Origin of the sequence: Pseudomonas sp. G.S.17, assembly GCF_038096165.1 — a bacterium.
GTDB lineage: Bacteria > Pseudomonadota > Gammaproteobacteria > Pseudomonadales > Pseudomonadaceae > Aquipseudomonas.
In genome coordinates this window covers 443,905-460,311 of sequence record NZ_CP151076.1, presented here as the reverse complement: position 1 = coordinate 460,311, position 16,407 = coordinate 443,905, and the positions used below count along the sequence as shown (strand labels likewise).

Genomic DNA, 16,407 nt, shown 5'->3' with positions numbered 1-16,407 from the left:
GTTTTTTGTTATCTGCATGTGAGCCTGGCAATGATCCCGTAGGACTGGCTTTAGCCGGGAGAGCATTTTTTCTGATCAAGGAAATGCAGCGAATGTACTGGCCCCTCTCCCGGCTGAAGCCGGTCCTACTGCGCCCATAATTAGTATCTGCATACCGTTTAATCAGGTGTGAAGAATAAAAAACGCCGCTGGACCGTGAGGTTTGGCGGCGTTTTTTGTTATCTGCATGTGAGCCTGGCAATGATCCCGTAGGACTGGCTTTAGCCGGGAGGGCATTTTTTCTGATCAAGGAGATGCAGCGAATGTACCGGCCCTCTCCCGGCTGAAGCCGGTCCTACTGCGACCATAATTAGTATCTGCATACCGTTTAATCAGGTGTGAAGAATAAAAAACGCCGCTGGACCGTGAGGTTTGGCGGCGTTTTTTGTTATCTGCATGTGAGCCTGGCAATGATCCCGTAGGACTGGCTTTAGCCGGGAGGGCATTTTTTCTGATCAAGGAGATGCAGCGAATGTACCGGCCCTCTCCCGGCTGAAGCCGGTCCTACTGCGCCCATAATTAGTTACAATCCCCGCTGCCCCGCCCAAGAGACCACTTCATGACCCGCCCCGCTACCGCCCGCAAACCTCGTGCACGCAGTCAGGCCCGGATCGATTCGATCCTTGATGCCGCACGCGAGCTGCTGGCGACTGAAGGTGTGGCAAGTCTGTCGATCTACAGCGTCGCCGAACGGGCGCAGATTCCGCCGTCGTCGGTTTATCACTTCTTCGCCAGCGTCCCGGCCCTGCTTGAAGCGCTGACTGCCGATATCCACGCCGCCTTTCGCGCCTGCCTGCAAGCGCCTATCGAACATGCACAACTGAGCAGCTGGCGCGATCTTTCCCGACTGGTCGAAATGCGTATGCTGGACATCTACAACGCTGACGCCGCCGCTCGCCAACTGATCCTCGCCCAGCACGGCCTTACAGAAATCAACCAGGCCGACCGCCAGCACGACATCGAACTGGGTCACCTGATGCTGGAAGTCTTCAATCGCCACTTCCAGTTGCCAGTCCTGCCCGACGACGTTGATGTGTTTGCCCTGGCGATGGAACTGGGCGACCGGGTTTACGCACGGTCGATGCAACTGCACGACGAGATCACACCGCGCATGGCCGAAGAAGGCATGCGCGTGTTTGATGCGTATCTGGGTTTGTATCTGCCGCCCTTCCTTGCGCGCAGAGAGCTGTCGAAAACAGCGCTTTCGACGGATTAAAGCGTCAGCCTTGCACCCCTGCGACTTCAGGGGTTCGCGTCAACGCCTGCGCCAACATCTGCTGCAATGCCTGGAGGATCGGATCGTGCTTGCGCTGGCTGTAGCGCAACACGTTGGCGACTTCCGGCAGCGGCATGCTGCGCTGGAACGCCCGACCTGTTTCGACGCGCAGGTCAATATTGCCCCCGGCCACGATCCCGATGCCCAAGCCGGCCGAAATCGCCGAAAGCACGCCATCCGAATACGGGCACTGCACCGCCACCTTGCAACGTATGCCCGCCGCTTGCAGTCGGTCTTGCGCCAGGCTGCCGTAAAAACATCCCGGTCCATAAGTCACCAACGACACCGTGGCATCAGGCGTGTATTGCCATCCGGCCGGCACACACCAGTGCAGGCGCTCGCTCCACAACAGGTGATCCTCGGCGCTCAACGCGTGGGAAAAATCCTGATGCAGTGCCAGATCCAGATCGCCCTGCACAAGGGACTGACGCAAGGCCTGACTCTGCTCGACCACGACCTGGACATCGACGTTGCCGTGTTGCCTGGCGAACCGGGCCAAAATCGGCGCGAGTTGCGGCAGTGATGCCTGTTCGGTGACCCCCAAGCGAACCACGCCTTCCAGCGTCGACGGAGCAAACAGCGCCAGCGCTTCATCGTGGGAATTGAGAATGCGCCGCGCATGAATCAGCAGCTCAGCGCCTTCGTTGGTCGCCACCAGGCGTTGGCCCTCCCGGCGAATCAGATCGCGGCCCAGCTGTTTCTCCAGGCGTTTGATCTTCCAACTGACCGCTGACTGACTGAGATTCAGGCTTTCCGCCGCCCGCGTGACACTTCCCAGTTCAACGATGCTGCGCAACGCCCGCAACACATCGATTGGCAATCGCTGGTTCATCACCACCTCCATGACAGCTCTCTATGTAGCCAACTATGACAAGAATCGAATTTAACAAGCATAAGTTGTCATTGGTGTCATGGAAAGCCCTTGGATAGGCTTGAGGTTCGAACACACCTGAGAGGACAGACTCATGAACGCTATTTCGAATCTGCTCAACCAGCACGTCATCATCGAGGGTCGACGCATCGCAACCGGCATTCATGGCGAAGGTTTACCAGTCGTGCTGTTGCACGGCACACCGGCCCATTCGTTTATCTGGCGTAATGTCGCGCCGCTCCTTGTAGAAGCAGGATTCAAGGTGCATTTATTTGACCTGCTCGGCTTCGGCGCCTCGGAATTCCCACGGGACCAGGACACTTCGATCGCAATGCAGCGCCTGTTGCTGGAGCAGCTGCTGGATCATTGGGACCTCCCTAACGCGCACCTCATCGCCCATGACATCGGCGGCGCGACCGCGCTCAGGCTCGCCATCGAAGCACCGCAACGCGTGCGATCACTGACCATTGCCGACATCTGCAGCTATGACTCGTGGCCTTCCATCACCTGGCGCGACATCCGCGACCATCATGCCGACTACGCCGCAGCGGACGCCGAACAGCATCGGGTCTTGATGACCCGGCAACTCAGCATGGCGGTCTTCAACAAGAGCGTCATGCAAGGCGAGGTGCTGGAGCATTATCTGGCGCCGATCACCGGCCTGATCGGTCAGGTCAGCTTCTACAAGAATCAGGTGGCGCACTACAACGCCCGCTACACCGAGGACCATGCCGAACGCCTGCCGGAACTGCGCGTCCCGACGCAAATCCTCTGGGGAGCGAATGATGAATGGCAATCGGTGACTTACGCTCATCGCCTGCACAGCGACATTCCCGGCTCAACCTTACATATCCTCGAAAGTGCCGGGCATTTTCTGATGGAGGACGCGCCGAACGAATTTGCCGCCAAGGCCATTGCGTTTATCCACAGCCAGGCCTGAAAACGAAAAAACCCCGGAGGGTCGTCACCGTCCGGGGCCGTGGTTGTTGCTCATCGATCACAGCTTGGCGATGGAAACCTCGGTGGATTTCACGAACGCGATAACTTCGCTGCCCACCACCAGCTCCAGCTCTTTGACCGAGCGGGTAGTGATTACGGAGGTCACGATGCCGGACGCGGTTTGCACGTCGATTTCGGAAAGCACGTCGCCTTCGACGATTTCCTTGATGGTGCCTTTGAACTGGTTGCGAACGTTGATGGCCTTGATAGTCATGATGAGTTTCCTGTGTGGGGTTAAAAGTCGTTGATTCGACTAGTTAGCCCAGCGCAATTGCGTGGGCAGCGGTGAAACAGGTTCGGGTTCCGGCGGCGTGCCGGGCAGGGACAGGACGCGTTCCAGCACCTGGGTTTCCAGAGCGGCCAGGCGATGTGAGCCGCGCACGCGCGGACGCGGCAACTCCACCAGCAAGTCCAGGCCAATGCGCCCTTCTTCGATCAAAATCACGCGGTCGGCAATCGCCACCGCTTCGCTGACATCGTGAGTCACCAGCAGCACGGTGAAGCCATGTTTGCGCCACAGGTTTTCGATCAGCTGCTGCATCTCGATGCGGGTCAGGGCATCCAGCGCGCCGAGCGGCTCATCCAACAGCAACAGGCGCGGTTGATGGATCAACGCCCGAGCCAGCGCCACGCGTTGCTTTTGCCCGCCGGACAATGCCGCCGGCCATTCATCGGCGCGCTCGGCCAGCCCCACCGCTTCGAGGGCTTCCAGCGCCTTGCTGCGCCAGTCGCCACTCAGGCCGAGCCCAACGTTGTCGATGATCTTTTTCCAGGGCAGCAAACGCGCTTCCTGGAACATCAAACGGGTATCTTCCCGGGCGTCGACCAACTTGCCCGAACCGGCCAGCAATTCGCCGCCAGTGGGTTTATCCAGGCCCGCCAACAGACGCAGCAAGGTGCTCTTGCCACAACCGCTGCGCCCGACCACGGCGACGAATTGCCCGGCCGGAATATGCAGATCGATGTCCTTGAGGACTTCGCGACTGCCGAAGGTTTTCTTCAGGTTGCGCACTGCCAGTGGAATGCCGCGCAGCAGATGGGCCGGTTGTTGCTGTTTCAAGCTGCTCATGCCGCACCGCCTTTATTCACTTGATAGGCCGGATGCCAGCGCAGGCAGACCCGCTCCAGGCCGCGCGCAGCCAGATCCGCCAGCTTGCCCAGCACCGCGTAAAGCACGATAGCCAGAACCACCACATCGGTTTGCAGGAATTCCCGGGCGTTCATGGCCAGATAACCGATGCCGGAACTCGCGGAAATGGTCTCGGCGACGATCAGGGTCAACCACATGAAACCCAGGGCAAAGCGCACGCCGACCAGGATCGAAGGCATGGCGCCCGGCAGAATCACGTGCCAGAACAGGCCAAAGCCGGACAGCCCATAGCTGCGCGACATTTCCACCAGCGCCGGATCGATGTTGCGAATGCCGTGATAGGTGTTGAGGTAGATCGGGAACAAGGTACCCAGGGCCACGAGAAACACCTTTGCGGTTTCGTCGATGCCGAACCAGAGGATCACCAATGGAATCAGCGCCAGGTGCGGGATGTTCCGAATCATCTGCACCGAACTGTCGAGCAGGCGCTCGCCCCATTTCGACAGGCCGGTGATAAAGCCCAAGGCCAGGCCGATGCCGCCACCGATGGCGAAACCGACCCCGGCGCGCCAGCCGCTGATTGCCAGATGTGTCCAGATTTCACCGCTGGAAACCAGATTGATGCCGGCTTCGATGACGGCACTGGGCGCAGGCAGAATGCGGGTCGACAGCCAGCCGGCGCTGACCGATAGCTGCCAGATCGCCAGCAGCAGGATCGGTAATGCCCAGGGCGCGAGGCGCTGGACGATGCGTTGCGAAGCACTAAGGCTCATGGAGTTGTCTCCTCAAGTGGCCTGCTGATTACTGGGCTTTCGCGACAGCAGCGGGTGGGGTCCAGATCACGTCCGCAATGTTCAGCGGCTTGGGAATCAACTTGAGCTGATAAAACGTGTCAGCGATTTTCTGCTGCGAAGCGACGACCTGCGGCGTAAGGAACAACGCGCCGTAGCCCTGACGCTTGACTGACTTCAAGGTGATGTCAGCTGGCAGGCCGAGCAACGGTGCGACCTGGGTGGTGACTTCTTCCGGGTTGGCCTTGGACCATTCGCCTACCGCGCGGACTTCTTCGATCAACGCCTGAATGACTTTCGGGTGCTGTTGCGCGTAAGGCTTGGTCGCCAGGTAGAACTGATGGTTATCGACGATGCCGGTGCCATCGCGCAGGGTTCGTGCCTGCAACTGTTGTTCGGCGGCGGCCTGGTACGGGTCCCAGATAACCCAGGCATCCACGCTGCCACGCTCGAATGCGGCGCGGGCATCGGCGGGCGGCAGGAACACGGTCTGAATGTCGGTGTATTTCAAGCCGGCGTCTTCCAGTGCCTTGACCAACAGGTAATGCACGTTGGAGCCTTTGTTGAGCACGACTTTCTTGCCTTTGAGGTCTTTGACCGACGTGATCGGCGAGTCCTTGGGCACGAGGATCGCTTCGCTGGCCGGTGCAGGCGGCTCGTAAGCGACATACAGCAGATCGGCACCGGCGGCCAGGGCGAACACCGGCGGCGTTTCGCCGGTCACGCCAAAGTCGATGGAACCGACGTTGAGCCCTTCGAGCAACTGGGGGCCGCCGGGGAATTCAGTCCATTGCACTTGCACGCCCTGCTCGGCAAGCCGCTTTTCCAGCGAGCCCTTGGCCTTGAGCAGCACCAGGGTGCCGTATTTCTGATAACCGATGCGCAAGCTTTCCGCCTGAGCCTGGTTGATGGCGCCCAAGGCGACCGCTGCAGCAAACAGAGCGGCCAAGCCTCGACGCAAAATGACAGTGCGCATTGGCGCTCTCCTTTGCTGATTCATGAATGGCACCTGCTTACCCGATGGCGGGCGAGTAAGGCGTTTGACGACAATTCGTTCGCTGGCAATGACACCAGCACCCAGTGACCTTAACAGCAGTTTTTTATATCTATAAATCTCATTTTTTCATTTGGTTATTCTTTAAATGAATATGAAGGGTTTCGGTAGGACCGGACTTGTCCGGGAAGGCGTCGGTGCAGACAATTCAGATCTTCCTTGCCTGCACTGACCTCTTCGGGGGCAAGTCCCCTCCTGCCGGCTCGGGGCAAATTTCAGGCATAAAAAAAAGGGCCGACGAATCGGCCCAAGAACTATTTACAAAATCAGCCTGCTTGTCGTGGCAAGGGTAAATCAGCGATTGGGTTGCGGCGTCAGGCGCAGATAAGGCGTGACAGCCTTGTAGCCTTTGGGGAAGCGTTGCTTGATCTCGTCTTCATCCTTGAGCGACGGCACGATCACCACGTCTTCACCGTCGACCCAGTTGGCGGGCGTGGCGACCTTGTAGTTGTCGGTCAGCTGCAAGGAGTCGATGACCCGCAGGATCTCGTGGAAATTGCGCCCGGTGCTGGCGGGATAGGTGATGGTCAGGCGAATCTTCTTGTTCGGATCGATCACGAACAGAGAACGCACTGTCAGCGTGTCATTGGCGTTAGGGTGAATCAGGTCGTACAAATCGGACACTTTGCGATCGGCGTCAGCCAGGATCGGGAAGTTGACCAGGGTGTTTTGCGTGGTGTTGATGTCGTCGATCCACTTGATGTGCGAGTCGACCGGGTCCACTGACAGCGCGATGGCTTTAACGCCACGAACATCGAAGTCAGCCTTGAGCTTGGCAGTGAAACCCAGCTCGGTGGTGCAGACCGGGGTGAAGTCCGCCGGGTGGGAAAACAACACGCCCCAACTATTGCCCAGCCATTCGTGAAAGCGGATACGGCCTTCGCTGGATTCCTGTTCAAAATCAGGGGCGATGTCGCCAAGTCGCAGGCTCATGGGTGTTGCTCCTTGTTTTGCCGAAATTGATAGCTGAGTTCAGCACACAGTGCCCGACTGCGGAGTGAATTTAAAAGAATGGATATCGATTTATATAGCACTAATGGAAATATCAAATTTCAGGCAAAAAGAACCCCGCACGAGGCGGGGTTCCTTTTTAACTCAACCAGTCAACCAACCAGGCTTATTTGAAAGCGTAGGTGTAGTTGAAGATCACACGAGTCTGATCGGTGTTGGTGGAGCCAGCCAGATCTGCATCGCCGCGGTACGAACCGTGACGAACTGTAGTGCCGAAACCCTTGAGCGGGCCGCTCTGGATTACGTAGTCAACACGCATGTCGCGCTCCCACTCGGAGAACTCACGACCCAGTGTGCGGTTAGAAGCAACACCTTTGATGTCGTCACCGTGCAGGTAGGCAATCGAAGTCTTCAGACCAGGAACACCAAGACGGGCGAAGTCATAGGAGTACTGACCGAAGGTGGTGTTTGTACCCGCGCGGTTGAAGGCGTTGATCATCGAGTCAGTGAACAGGTAGAAGCTGCTACCGCCGTTACCTTCGTTGCTACCCGTGCTCGCACCATTTTTGGTGATGTTGCCGTTGTTCATGTAAGCGATGCCGCCGTCGTCGCCCACTTGCTGGTGACCCACCATAAGCGCGTGACCGCCCAGGGCGTAAGTGAACATTGCCGACCAGGTTTGGTTATCAACTTTGCCAGCGTGCTTGGCGTAGCCGCCGTTGTTGTTGAAGGCATAACCGGCTTGACCGTTCTTACCGTCATCGCTGCTGTTGAAGTAACGCAAGTCAGTCTTGAACGACTGGTCTTCACCCAGTGGCAAAACATGTACCAGGCCCAGGAAGTGCTGCTTGTAGAAATCTTCCAGGTTGGCGTAGTAGTACTGCAGGGTCAGGTCTTTGGTAACTTTCCAGTCGCCGCCGGCGAAGCTGAAGTTGTTGCTACCCTGGCTAGCGCCAGACATGCCCATGTCACTCCAGTTGCTGGAGGCACGACCGATGGTCTGGTTCAGTCGGCCTGCAGTCAACGTGACGTTGTCGATTTCCTTGGATGACAGGATTCCGCCTTCAAAAGCCTGCGGCAGAACACGTGAGTCGTTCGATACCAGGATTGGCAGGTTCGGTGCCAGGGCGTTACCAAGGCGAAGCTCGGTTTTCGAGAAGCGAGCCTTGGCGTTACCGCCGATGCGAGTCCACTCGTCAACGGAAGAACCATCGCTCTCAGTAGGGCTGATAGCGCCATTCGCGGCGTGGTGACCACGGCCGCCATCCAGGTGAATGCCAACCAGCGCCTGAACATCCAGACCAAAACCAACGGTGCCTTGAGTGAAGCCGGACAGGTAGTCGAATTTTAAGCCGGTTGCGGTCTCTTCGTTGCGGTTTGCAGCGCCTTCACGGTTATCACTGTTGAAATACAGAGTGCGCGAATTTACGGACGCTTTGCTGTCTTCAATGAAACCAGCAGCACCGGCTTGTTGGGCCAGGGCCGCAACGGTGACGGCCAGGGCCAGGGTGGACTTCTTCATGTTTCGCTCCTCGTGAATCTAATTTTTGTAATCCCTGATGCCGGCGTCGAAACGCTCTAACTCAGGGATGCGCGATTAGCGCCAGACCCGACTTGGTGAGTCAATGGTTACTGGGCGCCTCAAGACTAAATGACTAGACCGCGTGTGTCGGTGGTCAGCAGGGTAGTGAACATTTCTAAAATCTAAAAAGAATTAATATTCATTCTTTTAGATCCATCGGATATATGTCACAAGCCATGTCGCTTCCGTCCGTCGAGGAGTGTATCGACCTGCAAAGCTAAATCCCAAAATTTATTTCATGACCGCTGGTCGGGGGAACGTGTTCCGGTCTGGCAAACGGCTTAAATCCGACTATCCAGTCACCGTAACCTGCCCGTTATACATGCTGTAAATTCGCTGCGGCCCTTTAAATACGGGAGATCTACTCCAGTAGCCGCAATTGTGACAATTGCCACCGCCTTAGGTCGGACCGAAATATAAAGCTGAAAAAAAATTTAAGAATGGCTTAAGAACGACCTGAAATCCGGGTTTTTGCAGCCGAATTCGACAGATCTGGACGCAGCCTGATGAACAAAAGCGCCGTTGGGCTGTCGGGAAGCTGTCGATGGCGAGAGCTTGCGCGGTCGAGAGCCACAAACATGAAACAGCCTCCTGCGCATTCACAAAGGTGCATCGGCGCGCTCGGTGCACCGCAACGATGCGTAACGGCGAACCCGCTATCGCCATCGCATGGATCAGAACAGAGCTGTATCCGAGCTGAACATATCTCATGAAAAGTCACTTCTGCCCCCCAGACGCCCGATATAACAGGGCTTGGGGCGATCTCAAGCGAATTCAGTAGATTGTTTTTTGCGAAAATCAGAAAACTGGCACGACCTCTGCAATAGCTTACGTATCACCAGTTTTGGGGACCTTGGTACAGGCAGGCCGGGGATTCCCCTCTTTTATTCCTCTCGGAGACTAACTTCCAGTCTCCAGCGCCCGTCCACCGCCGCACCGCGCAAGTCGCCGTGCAGTGGACGGGCCGCCAGCAGGTTCAGCAGCAAATCCTTCCCGCTTCGCTCCAGCTTCCAGCGCACATCTTTCCCATCGAGTTTCAACTGACCACGCCATGGCTGACCTTTCGCCGTGAAGCGTAACGCTACCGTACCGTCCACCTGTTCACTCAGCACCTGCGGTTCGTGGTTGAACCACAGCGCAAGGCCGGTGGGCAGCTCTTCGATTTGCAGCAATTCGAGGGGGTCGGGCTCGGTCAGGCGGCCGATCATCAGCCCCACCATCAAGCCGACAATTGCCAACGAACCAAGAACACGCGGCCATAGCTTCGGTCGCGGGTCCTCTTCGGGGGTAGAATGCACCCCGTCCTCAAGTTCGGAGCCGTGCATGTTTCACGTCATCCTTTTTCAACCAGAAATTCCGCCGAATACCGGCAACGTCATCAGGCTGTGCGCCAACACCGGCAGCACCCTGCATTTGATCGAGCCGCTGGGCTTCGAGCTGGATGATAAACGCCTGCGTCGGGCGGGCCTCGATTACCACGAGTACGCCACCTTGCAGACTCACGCCGACCTGGCCAGCTGCCTGGAAAGCATTGGGCATCCACGCCTGTTCGCTTTTACCACAAAAGGCTCGCGGCCCTTTCACGACGCCCGCTTCGAAGACGGTGACGCGTTCATTTTCGGCCCCGAGAGCCGTGGCCTGCCCCCGGAAGTACTCGACGCCCTGGACAGCGACCAGCGGCTGCGTTTGCCGATGCGTGAAGGCTGCCGCAGCCTGAACCTGTCCAACACCGTTGCCGTAGCGGTGTATGAAGCATGGCGGCAGTTGGGGTTCAAGTAGCACAAGCCCCGTAGGACCGGCTAGCACAAGGCCCGTAGGACCGGCTTTAGCCGGGAGGAAGACAGTGCAGTCACCGCGTCCGTTTCGTCGACAATGCCCATCTCCCGGCTAAAGCCGGTCCTACGGGTCGGGGTCGGCCAAATGGCCCCCAAAAAAAACGCCCCGAAAGGCGCTTTTTCAGTGCAACGGCAACACTTACTGAACAGTAGGTGTTTCGCCAGCTTCCTGCATGCGCTGCAGCTCTTGCGCGTACAAGGCATCGAAGTTCACCGGAGCCAGCATCAGCGCCGGGAACGAGCCACGGACAACCAGGCTGTCGATGGTTTCGCGAGCATACGGGAACAGGATGTTCGGGCAGAACGCGCCCAATGTGTGGCTCATTGCGCCCTGATCCAGACCCTTGATCAGGAAGATACCGGCTTGCTGGACTTCAACGATGAAGGCCACTTCGTCGCCGTTGTTCACGGTAACGGACAAGGTCAGCACAACTTCGTAGAAATCGCCTTCCAGTGCTTTCTGACGGGTGTTCAGGTCAAGGCTGACGGTAGGCGTCCACTCTTGACGGAAAATCGCCGGGCTTTTCGGCGCTTCGAACGACAGGTCGCGAACATAAATGCGCTGCAACGAGAATTGCGGTGCGTCTTCTTCGTTGGCAACGGTGCCGTTGGTCGGTTGATCAGTCATCTCAGATCCTTCTTACTTTTAGGGTCTAGTAGGGTTTGGAATCAGGCTGTCAGCAGCGCGTCGAGCTTGCCGGCGCGCTCCAGGGCAAAGAGTTCATCGCATCCACCGACATGGGTCGAACCGATCCAGATCTGCGGTACCGAGGTACGACCGGCCTTCTTCACCATGTCGGCGCGAACTTGCGGCTTGCCATCGACTCTGATTTCTTCGAATGCCACGCTCTTGTTCTGCAACAATTGCTTGGCGCGAATGCAATAAGGGCAATAATCGCTGGAATAGACGATGACTTCAGCCATTTCATTTCACCAATGGAAGATTGTCTGCGCGCCAGCTGGAAACGCCGCCCGACAGTTTGGCTGCGGTGAAACCGGACTTGAGCAGCTCGCGAGCAGTGGTACCAGCGTGCTGGCCCATGGCATCTACGATGATCAGGGTCTTGGCCTTGTGCTTCTCAAGCTCGGCGGTGCGGGTCAGGATTTTGTCCTGAGGAAAACTCAGCGCACCGACGATATGGCCGGCCGCGTAATCCTTGGTCGAACGGATGTCGATGACTACACCCTGATCACTGTTGACCAGCGCCGTGAGCTCACGCGTGCTCAGGCTGCGACCGCCCTTGCTCATCTCGTAGGCGATCAGCATCGCCAGCAGGATGACGAAGGCGCCAGTGATCAAATAGTGGTTCGTGGCAAATGCAATCAGGTGATCAACCATCAGTAGGTTCCAGGGGCGTTAAAATGTCGGCCAGTATACACAGCACCCAAGATCGGCCAAAGCCCGTACGGCGCTGACACGTTTTGAGCACCTTTGATGCCTTGCGCACAGGATTGGACCCGGCAACGCGGCTCGCAATTGAACAACAACAGCCTCTAAAATGCCGATCCTTTTTTTATTTAACTTCATCAGCCACGAGTGGGATCTATGACTACCACGCCAAAACCTTTGGTCCTGATCATTCTGGACGGCTTCGGACACAGCGAGCACCGCGAAGGCAACGCCATTCTGGCCGCCAAAATGCCGGTCATGGACCGCTTGTACAAGACCATGCCCAACGGCCTGATCTCCGGTTCAGGCATGGACGTCGGCCTGCCGGACGGGCAGATGGGCAACTCTGAAGTCGGACACATGAACCTCGGTGCCGGGCGCGTGGTGTATCAGGATTTCACCCGTGTGACCAAATCCATCCGCGATGGCGATTTCTTCACCAACCCGACCATCTGCACCGCTGTGGACAAAGCGGTTGGCGCCGGCAAGGCCGTGCATATTCTCGGCCTGCTCTCCGACGGCGGCGTTCACAGTCATCAGGACCACCTGGTGGCCATGGCTGAACTCGCAGCCCAGCGCGGCGCAGAGAAAATCTACCTGCACGCGTTCCTCGACGGTCGCGACACGCCGCCACGCAGCGCGCAGAAATCCCTGGAGCTGATGGACGCCACGTTCACGCGCCTGGGTAAAGGTCGCACCGCCAGTATCATCGGCCGTTACTTCGCCATGGACCGCGACAATCGCTGGGACCGCGTGTCCCAGGCTTACAACCTGATCGTCGACGGCGAGTCGCAATTCCAGGCCGCGACCAGCGTTGCCGGCCTTCAGGCCGCTTACGAGCGCGACGAGAACGACGAATTCGTCAAAGCCACCAGCATTGGCGAGCAGGTCAAGGTCGAAGACGGCGACGCCGTAGTGTTCATGAACTTCCGCGCCGACCGTGCCCGGGAGCTGACCCGGGTATTCGTCGAAGATGATTTCACGGACTTCGAGCGCGCCCGCCAGCCGAAACTGGCCGGTTTCGTCATGCTCACCCAATACGCCGCGAGCATTCCGGCACCCTCGGCCTTTGCGGCCGGCAGCCTGAAAAACGTGCTGGGCGAATACCTCGCCGCCAACGGCAAGACCCAGCTGCGCATCGCCGAGACCGAAAAATACGCCCACGTGACGTTCTTTTTCTCCGGTGGCCGGGAAGAACCGTTCCCCGGTGAAGAGCGCATCCTGATCCCGTCGCCGAAAGTCGCCACGTACGACCTGCAACCGGAAATGAGCGCACCGGAAGTCACCGACCGTATCGTTGACGCCATCGAGCACCAGCGTTACGACGTGATCGTGGTCAACTACGCCAACGGCGACATGGTTGGGCACAGCGGCATCATGGAAGCGGCGATCAAGGCAGTGGAATATCTGGATGTCTGCGTCGGGCGCATCGCCGAAGCACTGGAAAAGGTAGGCGGCGAAGCGCTGGTCACGGCTGACCACGGCAACGTCGAGCAGATGACCGACGACCACACCGGCCAGGCCCACACTGCTCACACTTCCGAACCGGTGCCCTTCATCTATATCGGCAAGCGCAAGCTCAAGGTGCGCGAAGGCGGCGTGTTGGCCGACGTCGCGCCGACCATGCTTGAACTGCTGGGACTGGCGATACCCGAAGAAATGACCGGCACTTCGATTCTCGTGGCGGAGTAAAAGGCATTAAACCGGCTTGTTGGCAACGACAATGCCGGTTTTTTCTCTGTACGGCCTCAAAGCTTTAATGAAGAGGCATTTTTTTTGCTAGTTATGGCGGGCATACTAGGCCTGTCATTTTTTCTCACAATTCCTCGGTATCGCCCACCCCCATGCTCCGCGCCTTTATCGCCCTAGCTCTAATCTGCCTGCTCAATCCGGCGTTTGCCGACGATGAGCGTGCGCAAACCCAAAAACAGATTGATGCTGCGCGTCAGGATGTCGTTGAGCTGCAAAAAGCCCTGGGCAAGTTGCAGGAAGAAAAAACCGGCGTCCAAAAGGATCTGCGCGGCACTGAAACTGAAATGGGTAAGCTGGAAAAGCAGGTCGAGGTCCTGCAAAAGGAATTAAAAAAGACCGAAGTCGAGCTGCAACGGCTCGACCAGGAAAAAAAGAAGCTGCAAGCCCAGCGCGTTGAGCAACAACGGCTGATCGCGATTCAGGCACGTGCCGCTTATCAGAGCGGTCGCCAGGAATACCTGAAGCTGCTGCTTAATCAGCAACACCCGGAAAAATTCGCCCGCACGCTGACCTACTACGATTACATGAGTCAGGCGCGCCTGGCGCAGCTGCACACGTTCAACGAAACGTTGCGCCAATTGGCAGCGGTCGGCAAAGACATCGACCTGCAACAGGCGCAACTGCTGGTGCAGAAAAGTACGCTGGATGACCAGCGCGAAGAACTCGACAAGGTTCGCCAGGAACGCCAGAAGGTGCTGGCCAAGCTGAATCAGGACTACAAGGCTCGCGACCAGAAACTGCAATCGCGGCAACAGGATCAGGCCGATCTGGCCAAAGTCCTCAAGACCATTGAAGAAACCCTGGCGCGCCAGGCTCGCGAAGCCGAAGAAGCGCGCCAGAAAGCCCTGATTGCCGCACGCGAGGCTGAAGAAAAGCGCCAGCGTGAAGCCCAGGCTCAAGCTCAAGCCCTGGCAGAGCGAAACAAGAGTCGCGATGATGGCAAGGAAGAGCCTGAAGAAGCGCCGCGCCGTCCGCTCAAGTCGCCCGGCGCGATGGTTTCCAGCGCTGGCGTTTCCTATGGAGGGCCTTTTGCAGAGGCCAAGGGCAAACTTCCATGGCCGGTTGATGGTCGATTGTTAGCGCGTTTCGGCGAAGCCCGTGGCGACGATGCCCGTTCGACCTGGGATGGCGTGATGATCAACGCCGCTGCGGGCAGCCAGGTGCATGCCGTACACGGCGGTCGCGTGGTGTTCGCGGACTGGTTGCGCGGCTCGGGGCTTCTGGTCATTCTCGACCATGGCAACGGCTATTTGAGTTTGTACGGTCACAATCAGAGTTTGCTCAAGCAGGCGGGTGACGTTGTAAAAGCAGGTGAAGCAATTTCCACGGTAGGTAACAGTGGCGGTCAAGAAGCTACAGCGTTGTATTTCGCTATTCGTCAGCAGGGTCGCCCAAGTGATCCGGCCCAATGGTGCCGCACTCAAGGATAAGTCGGTATCAACTTCAGGAGTTCGTTAGACATGCCGTATCTGTCCCGCCTCACCTCGCTGGCTTTCGCTATTGCCATCGTTATCGGCTCCCCACTGGCTCAGGCTGCTGAGGTCAAGGTCGCACCCGCCGCTGCGCCGGTAGCGCCAGCCAAGGCGCCTTTGCCGCTGGAAGAACTGCGCACCTTTGCCGAGGTCATGGACCGGATCAAGGCCGCGTATGTCGAACCCGTGGACGACAAGACCCTGCTGGAGAACGCCATCAAAGGCATGCTCAGCAACCTTGACCCGCACTCGGCTTACCTCGGGCCGGAAGATTTCCAGGAGTTGCAGGAAAGCACCAGCGGCGAGTTCGGCGGCCTGGGTATCGAAGTGGGCGTCGAAGACGGCTTCGTCAAAGTCGTTTCGCCTATCGATGACACCCCGGCTTCCAAGGCGGGCATCGAAGCCGGCGACCTGATCGTGAAGATCAACGGCGCGCCGACGCAAGGTCAGACCATGCAGGAAGCGGTCGACAAGATGCGCGGCAAGATCGGCGAGAAAATCACCCTGACGCTGGTGCGCGATGGCGGCACGCCGTTCGACGTGACGTTGGCGCGGGCGACTATTCAGGTCAAGAGCGTCAAGGCGCAGATGCTGGAAAACGGCTATGGCTATATCCGCATCACCCAGTTCCAGGTCAAGACCGGCGAAGAAGTCGGCAAGGCCCTGGCCAAGCTGCGCAAGGACAACGGCAAGAAGATGAGCGGTCTGGTTCTGGACCTGCGCAACAACCCCGGCGGCGTACTGCAAGCGGCGGTCGAAGTCGCGGATCACTTCCTGACCAAGGGCCTGATCGTCTACACCAAGGGCCGTATCGCCAATTCCGAACTGCGCTTCTCGGCCGATCCGGCTGATGCCAGCGAAGGCGTGCCATTGGTGGTGTTGATCAACGGCGGCAGCGCCTCGGCATCGGAAATCGTTGCCGGCGCCTTGCAGGACCAGAAACGCGGCATCCTCATGGGCACCGACAGTTTCGGCAAAGGCTCGGTACAAACCGTGCTGCCGCTGAACAATGATCGCGCATTGAAGATCACTACCGCGCTGTATTACACGCCGAACGGCCGTTCGATCCAGGCGCAGGGCATCAACCCGGACATCGTTGTGCGTCGCGCCAAGGTCACCAACGAAGTCGATGGCGAGAACTACAAGGAAGCGGATCTGCTTGGTCACCTGGGCAATGGCAATGGCGGTGCGGACAAACCGACTGTCAAAGGCGGCGCCAGCAAAGCACGGCCGCAGGACGACGACTTCCAGCTCAGCCAGGCGCTCAGTTTGCTCAAGGGCCTGAGTATCACCCGCGGCAAATAA

Annotated in this window: 17 protein-coding genes; 6 read left to right on the top strand and 11 right to left on the bottom strand. The window is 58.0% G+C overall.

Annotated features, from left to right (window positions below; translation table 11 throughout):
* Window positions 1–598 precede the first annotated feature (598 nt).
* Window positions 599–1,255 (top strand): TetR/AcrR family transcriptional regulator, encoded by a 657-nt coding sequence (locus AABC73_RS02160; RefSeq protein ID WP_341522263.1) that lies wholly within the window; start codon window positions 599–601, stop codon window positions 1,253–1,255.
* Window positions 1,256–1,259: 4 nt separating this feature from the next.
* Here the strand turns inward: AABC73_RS02160 and AABC73_RS02155 are convergent, their stop codons facing one another.
* Entirely contained in the window at window positions 1,260–2,147 is an 888-nt protein-coding gene (locus AABC73_RS02155; RefSeq protein ID WP_341522262.1) for a LysR family transcriptional regulator, read from the bottom strand.
* Window positions 2,148–2,280: 133 nt separating this feature from the next.
* On the opposite strand from AABC73_RS02155, the gene AABC73_RS02150 reads away from it, so the two are divergent.
* A complete protein-coding gene (locus AABC73_RS02150; RefSeq protein ID WP_341522261.1) occupies window positions 2,281–3,126 on the top strand; it encodes an alpha/beta hydrolase in 846 nt (281 codons plus the stop codon).
* A gap of 57 nt (window positions 3,127–3,183) precedes the next feature.
* On the opposite strand, the gene AABC73_RS02145 is transcribed toward AABC73_RS02150, so the two are convergent.
* The 7 genes from AABC73_RS02145 to AABC73_RS02115 all read right to left on the bottom strand — a co-directional run bounded on the left by AABC73_RS02145 (window position 3,184) and on the right by AABC73_RS02115 (window position 9,978).
* A complete protein-coding gene (locus AABC73_RS02145; protein ID WP_020291765.1) occupies window positions 3,184–3,399 on the bottom strand; it encodes a TOBE domain-containing protein in 216 nt (71 codons plus the stop codon).
* 39 nt (window positions 3,400–3,438) lie between these two features.
* Complete coding sequence (gene ssuB / locus AABC73_RS02140; RefSeq protein ID WP_065835357.1) at window positions 3,439–4,254, bottom strand: aliphatic sulfonates ABC transporter ATP-binding protein; 816 nt, start codon at window positions 4,252–4,254, stop codon at window positions 3,439–3,441.
* A complete protein-coding gene (gene ssuC, locus AABC73_RS02135) occupies window positions 4,251–5,048 on the bottom strand; it encodes an aliphatic sulfonate ABC transporter permease SsuC (RefSeq protein ID WP_341522260.1) in 798 nt (265 codons plus the stop codon). Before ssuC ends, ssuB begins: the two co-directional genes overlap by 4 nt.
* Window positions 5,049–5,076: 28 nt before the next feature.
* Window positions 5,077–6,042: a sulfonate ABC transporter substrate-binding protein gene (locus tag AABC73_RS02130; protein WP_341522259.1), complete on the bottom strand. Its 966-nt coding sequence runs from the start codon at window positions 6,040–6,042 to the stop codon at window positions 5,077–5,079.
* A gap of 372 nt (window positions 6,043–6,414) precedes the next feature.
* Window positions 6,415–7,053, bottom strand: a complete 639-nt coding sequence (locus AABC73_RS02125; RefSeq protein WP_341522258.1) for a peroxiredoxin — start codon at window positions 7,051–7,053, stop codon at window positions 6,415–6,417.
* Window positions 7,054–7,237: 184 nt separating this feature from the next.
* Window positions 7,238–8,593, bottom strand: a complete 1,356-nt coding sequence (locus AABC73_RS02120) for an OprD family porin (protein WP_341522257.1) — start codon at window positions 8,591–8,593, stop codon at window positions 7,238–7,240.
* 944 nt (window positions 8,594–9,537) lie between these two features.
* Window positions 9,538–9,978 carry a hypothetical protein gene (locus AABC73_RS02115; protein ID WP_341522256.1) on the bottom strand — a complete coding sequence of 147 codons (441 nt, stop codon included), beginning with the start codon at window positions 9,976–9,978 and terminating at the stop codon, window positions 9,538–9,540.
* Between AABC73_RS02115 and trmL the strand changes: the two genes are divergently transcribed.
* Window positions 9,977–10,432: a tRNA (uridine(34)/cytosine(34)/5-carboxymethylaminomethyluridine(34)-2'-O)-methyltransferase TrmL gene (trmL, locus tag AABC73_RS02110; RefSeq protein ID WP_020291757.1), complete on the top strand. Its 456-nt coding sequence runs from the start codon at window positions 9,977–9,979 to the stop codon at window positions 10,430–10,432. The genes AABC73_RS02115 and trmL overlap by 2 nt on opposite strands.
* A 195-nt stretch (window positions 10,433–10,627) precedes the next feature.
* Here the strand turns inward: trmL and secB are convergent, their stop codons facing one another.
* The 3 genes from secB to AABC73_RS02095 are packed head-to-tail and all read right to left on the bottom strand — an operon-like array spanning window position 10,628 to window position 11,827.
* Window positions 10,628–11,116, bottom strand: a complete 489-nt coding sequence (gene secB, locus AABC73_RS02105) for a protein-export chaperone SecB (RefSeq protein WP_020291756.1) — start codon at window positions 11,114–11,116, stop codon at window positions 10,628–10,630.
* A 41-nt stretch (window positions 11,117–11,157) separates the two neighbouring features.
* Complete coding sequence (grxC, locus tag AABC73_RS02100; RefSeq protein WP_065835350.1) at window positions 11,158–11,412, bottom strand: glutaredoxin 3; 255 nt, start codon at window positions 11,410–11,412, stop codon at window positions 11,158–11,160.
* A 1-nt stretch (window position 11,413) separates the two neighbouring features.
* Window positions 11,414–11,827, bottom strand: a complete 414-nt coding sequence (locus AABC73_RS02095; RefSeq protein WP_065835349.1) for a rhodanese-like domain-containing protein — start codon at window positions 11,825–11,827, stop codon at window positions 11,414–11,416.
* A 207-nt stretch (window positions 11,828–12,034) separates the two neighbouring features.
* On the opposite strand from AABC73_RS02095, the gene gpmI reads away from it, so the two are divergent.
* The 3 genes from gpmI (at window position 12,035) to AABC73_RS02080 (ending at window position 16,407) form a co-directional block, all read left to right on the top strand.
* A complete protein-coding gene (gpmI, locus tag AABC73_RS02090; RefSeq protein WP_341522255.1) occupies window positions 12,035–13,570 on the top strand; it encodes a 2,3-bisphosphoglycerate-independent phosphoglycerate mutase in 1,536 nt (511 codons plus the stop codon).
* 152 nt (window positions 13,571–13,722) lie between these two features.
* Window positions 13,723–15,060, top strand: a complete 1,338-nt coding sequence (locus AABC73_RS02085; RefSeq protein ID WP_341522254.1) for a murein hydrolase activator EnvC — start codon at window positions 13,723–13,725, stop codon at window positions 15,058–15,060.
* Window positions 15,061–15,090: 30 nt separating this feature from the next.
* The gene (locus AABC73_RS02080; protein WP_341522253.1) at window positions 15,091–16,407 is read left to right on the top strand and encodes a S41 family peptidase; all 1,317 of its coding nucleotides are present in this window, start codon (window positions 15,091–15,093) and stop codon (window positions 16,405–16,407) included.

Bases quoted from the DNA above. Each gene is read 5' to 3' on its own strand.
- AABC73_RS02160 (WP_341522263.1), top strand. From the start codon at position 599: ATGACCCGCCCCGCTACCGCCCGCAAACCTCGTGCACGCAGTCAGGCC.
- AABC73_RS02155 (WP_341522262.1), bottom strand. From the start codon at position 2,147: ATGAACCAGCGATTGCCAATCGATGTGTTGCGGGCGTTGCGCAGCATC.
- AABC73_RS02150 (WP_341522261.1), top strand. From the start codon at position 2,281: ATGAACGCTATTTCGAATCTGCTCAACCAGCACGTCATCATCGAGGGT.
- AABC73_RS02145 (WP_020291765.1), bottom strand. From the start codon at position 3,399: ATGACTATCAAGGCCATCAACGTTCGCAACCAGTTCAAAGGCACCATC.
- ssuB (WP_065835357.1), bottom strand. From the start codon at position 4,254: ATGAGCAGCTTGAAACAGCAACAACCGGCCCATCTGCTGCGCGGCATT.
- ssuC (WP_341522260.1), bottom strand. From the start codon at position 5,048: ATGAGCCTTAGTGCTTCGCAACGCATCGTCCAGCGCCTCGCGCCCTGG.
- AABC73_RS02130 (WP_341522259.1), bottom strand. From the start codon at position 6,042: ATGCGCACTGTCATTTTGCGTCGAGGCTTGGCCGCTCTGTTTGCTGCA.
- AABC73_RS02125 (WP_341522258.1), bottom strand. From the start codon at position 7,053: ATGAGCCTGCGACTTGGCGACATCGCCCCTGATTTTGAACAGGAATCC.
- AABC73_RS02120 (WP_341522257.1), bottom strand. From the start codon at position 8,593: ATGAAGAAGTCCACCCTGGCCCTGGCCGTCACCGTTGCGGCCCTGGCC.
- trmL (WP_020291757.1), top strand. From the start codon at position 9,977: ATGTTTCACGTCATCCTTTTTCAACCAGAAATTCCGCCGAATACCGGC.
- AABC73_RS02115 (WP_341522256.1), bottom strand. From the start codon at position 9,978: ATGCACGGCTCCGAACTTGAGGACGGGGTGCATTCTACCCCCGAAGAG.
- secB (WP_020291756.1), bottom strand. From the start codon at position 11,116: ATGACTGATCAACCGACCAACGGCACCGTTGCCAACGAAGAAGACGCA.
- grxC (WP_065835350.1), bottom strand. From the start codon at position 11,412: ATGGCTGAAGTCATCGTCTATTCCAGCGATTATTGCCCTTATTGCATT.
- AABC73_RS02095 (WP_065835349.1), bottom strand. From the start codon at position 11,827: ATGGTTGATCACCTGATTGCATTTGCCACGAACCACTATTTGATCACT.
- gpmI (WP_341522255.1), top strand. From the start codon at position 12,035: ATGACTACCACGCCAAAACCTTTGGTCCTGATCATTCTGGACGGCTTC.
- AABC73_RS02085 (WP_341522254.1), top strand. From the start codon at position 13,723: ATGCTCCGCGCCTTTATCGCCCTAGCTCTAATCTGCCTGCTCAATCCG.
- AABC73_RS02080 (WP_341522253.1), top strand. From the start codon at position 15,091: ATGCCGTATCTGTCCCGCCTCACCTCGCTGGCTTTCGCTATTGCCATC.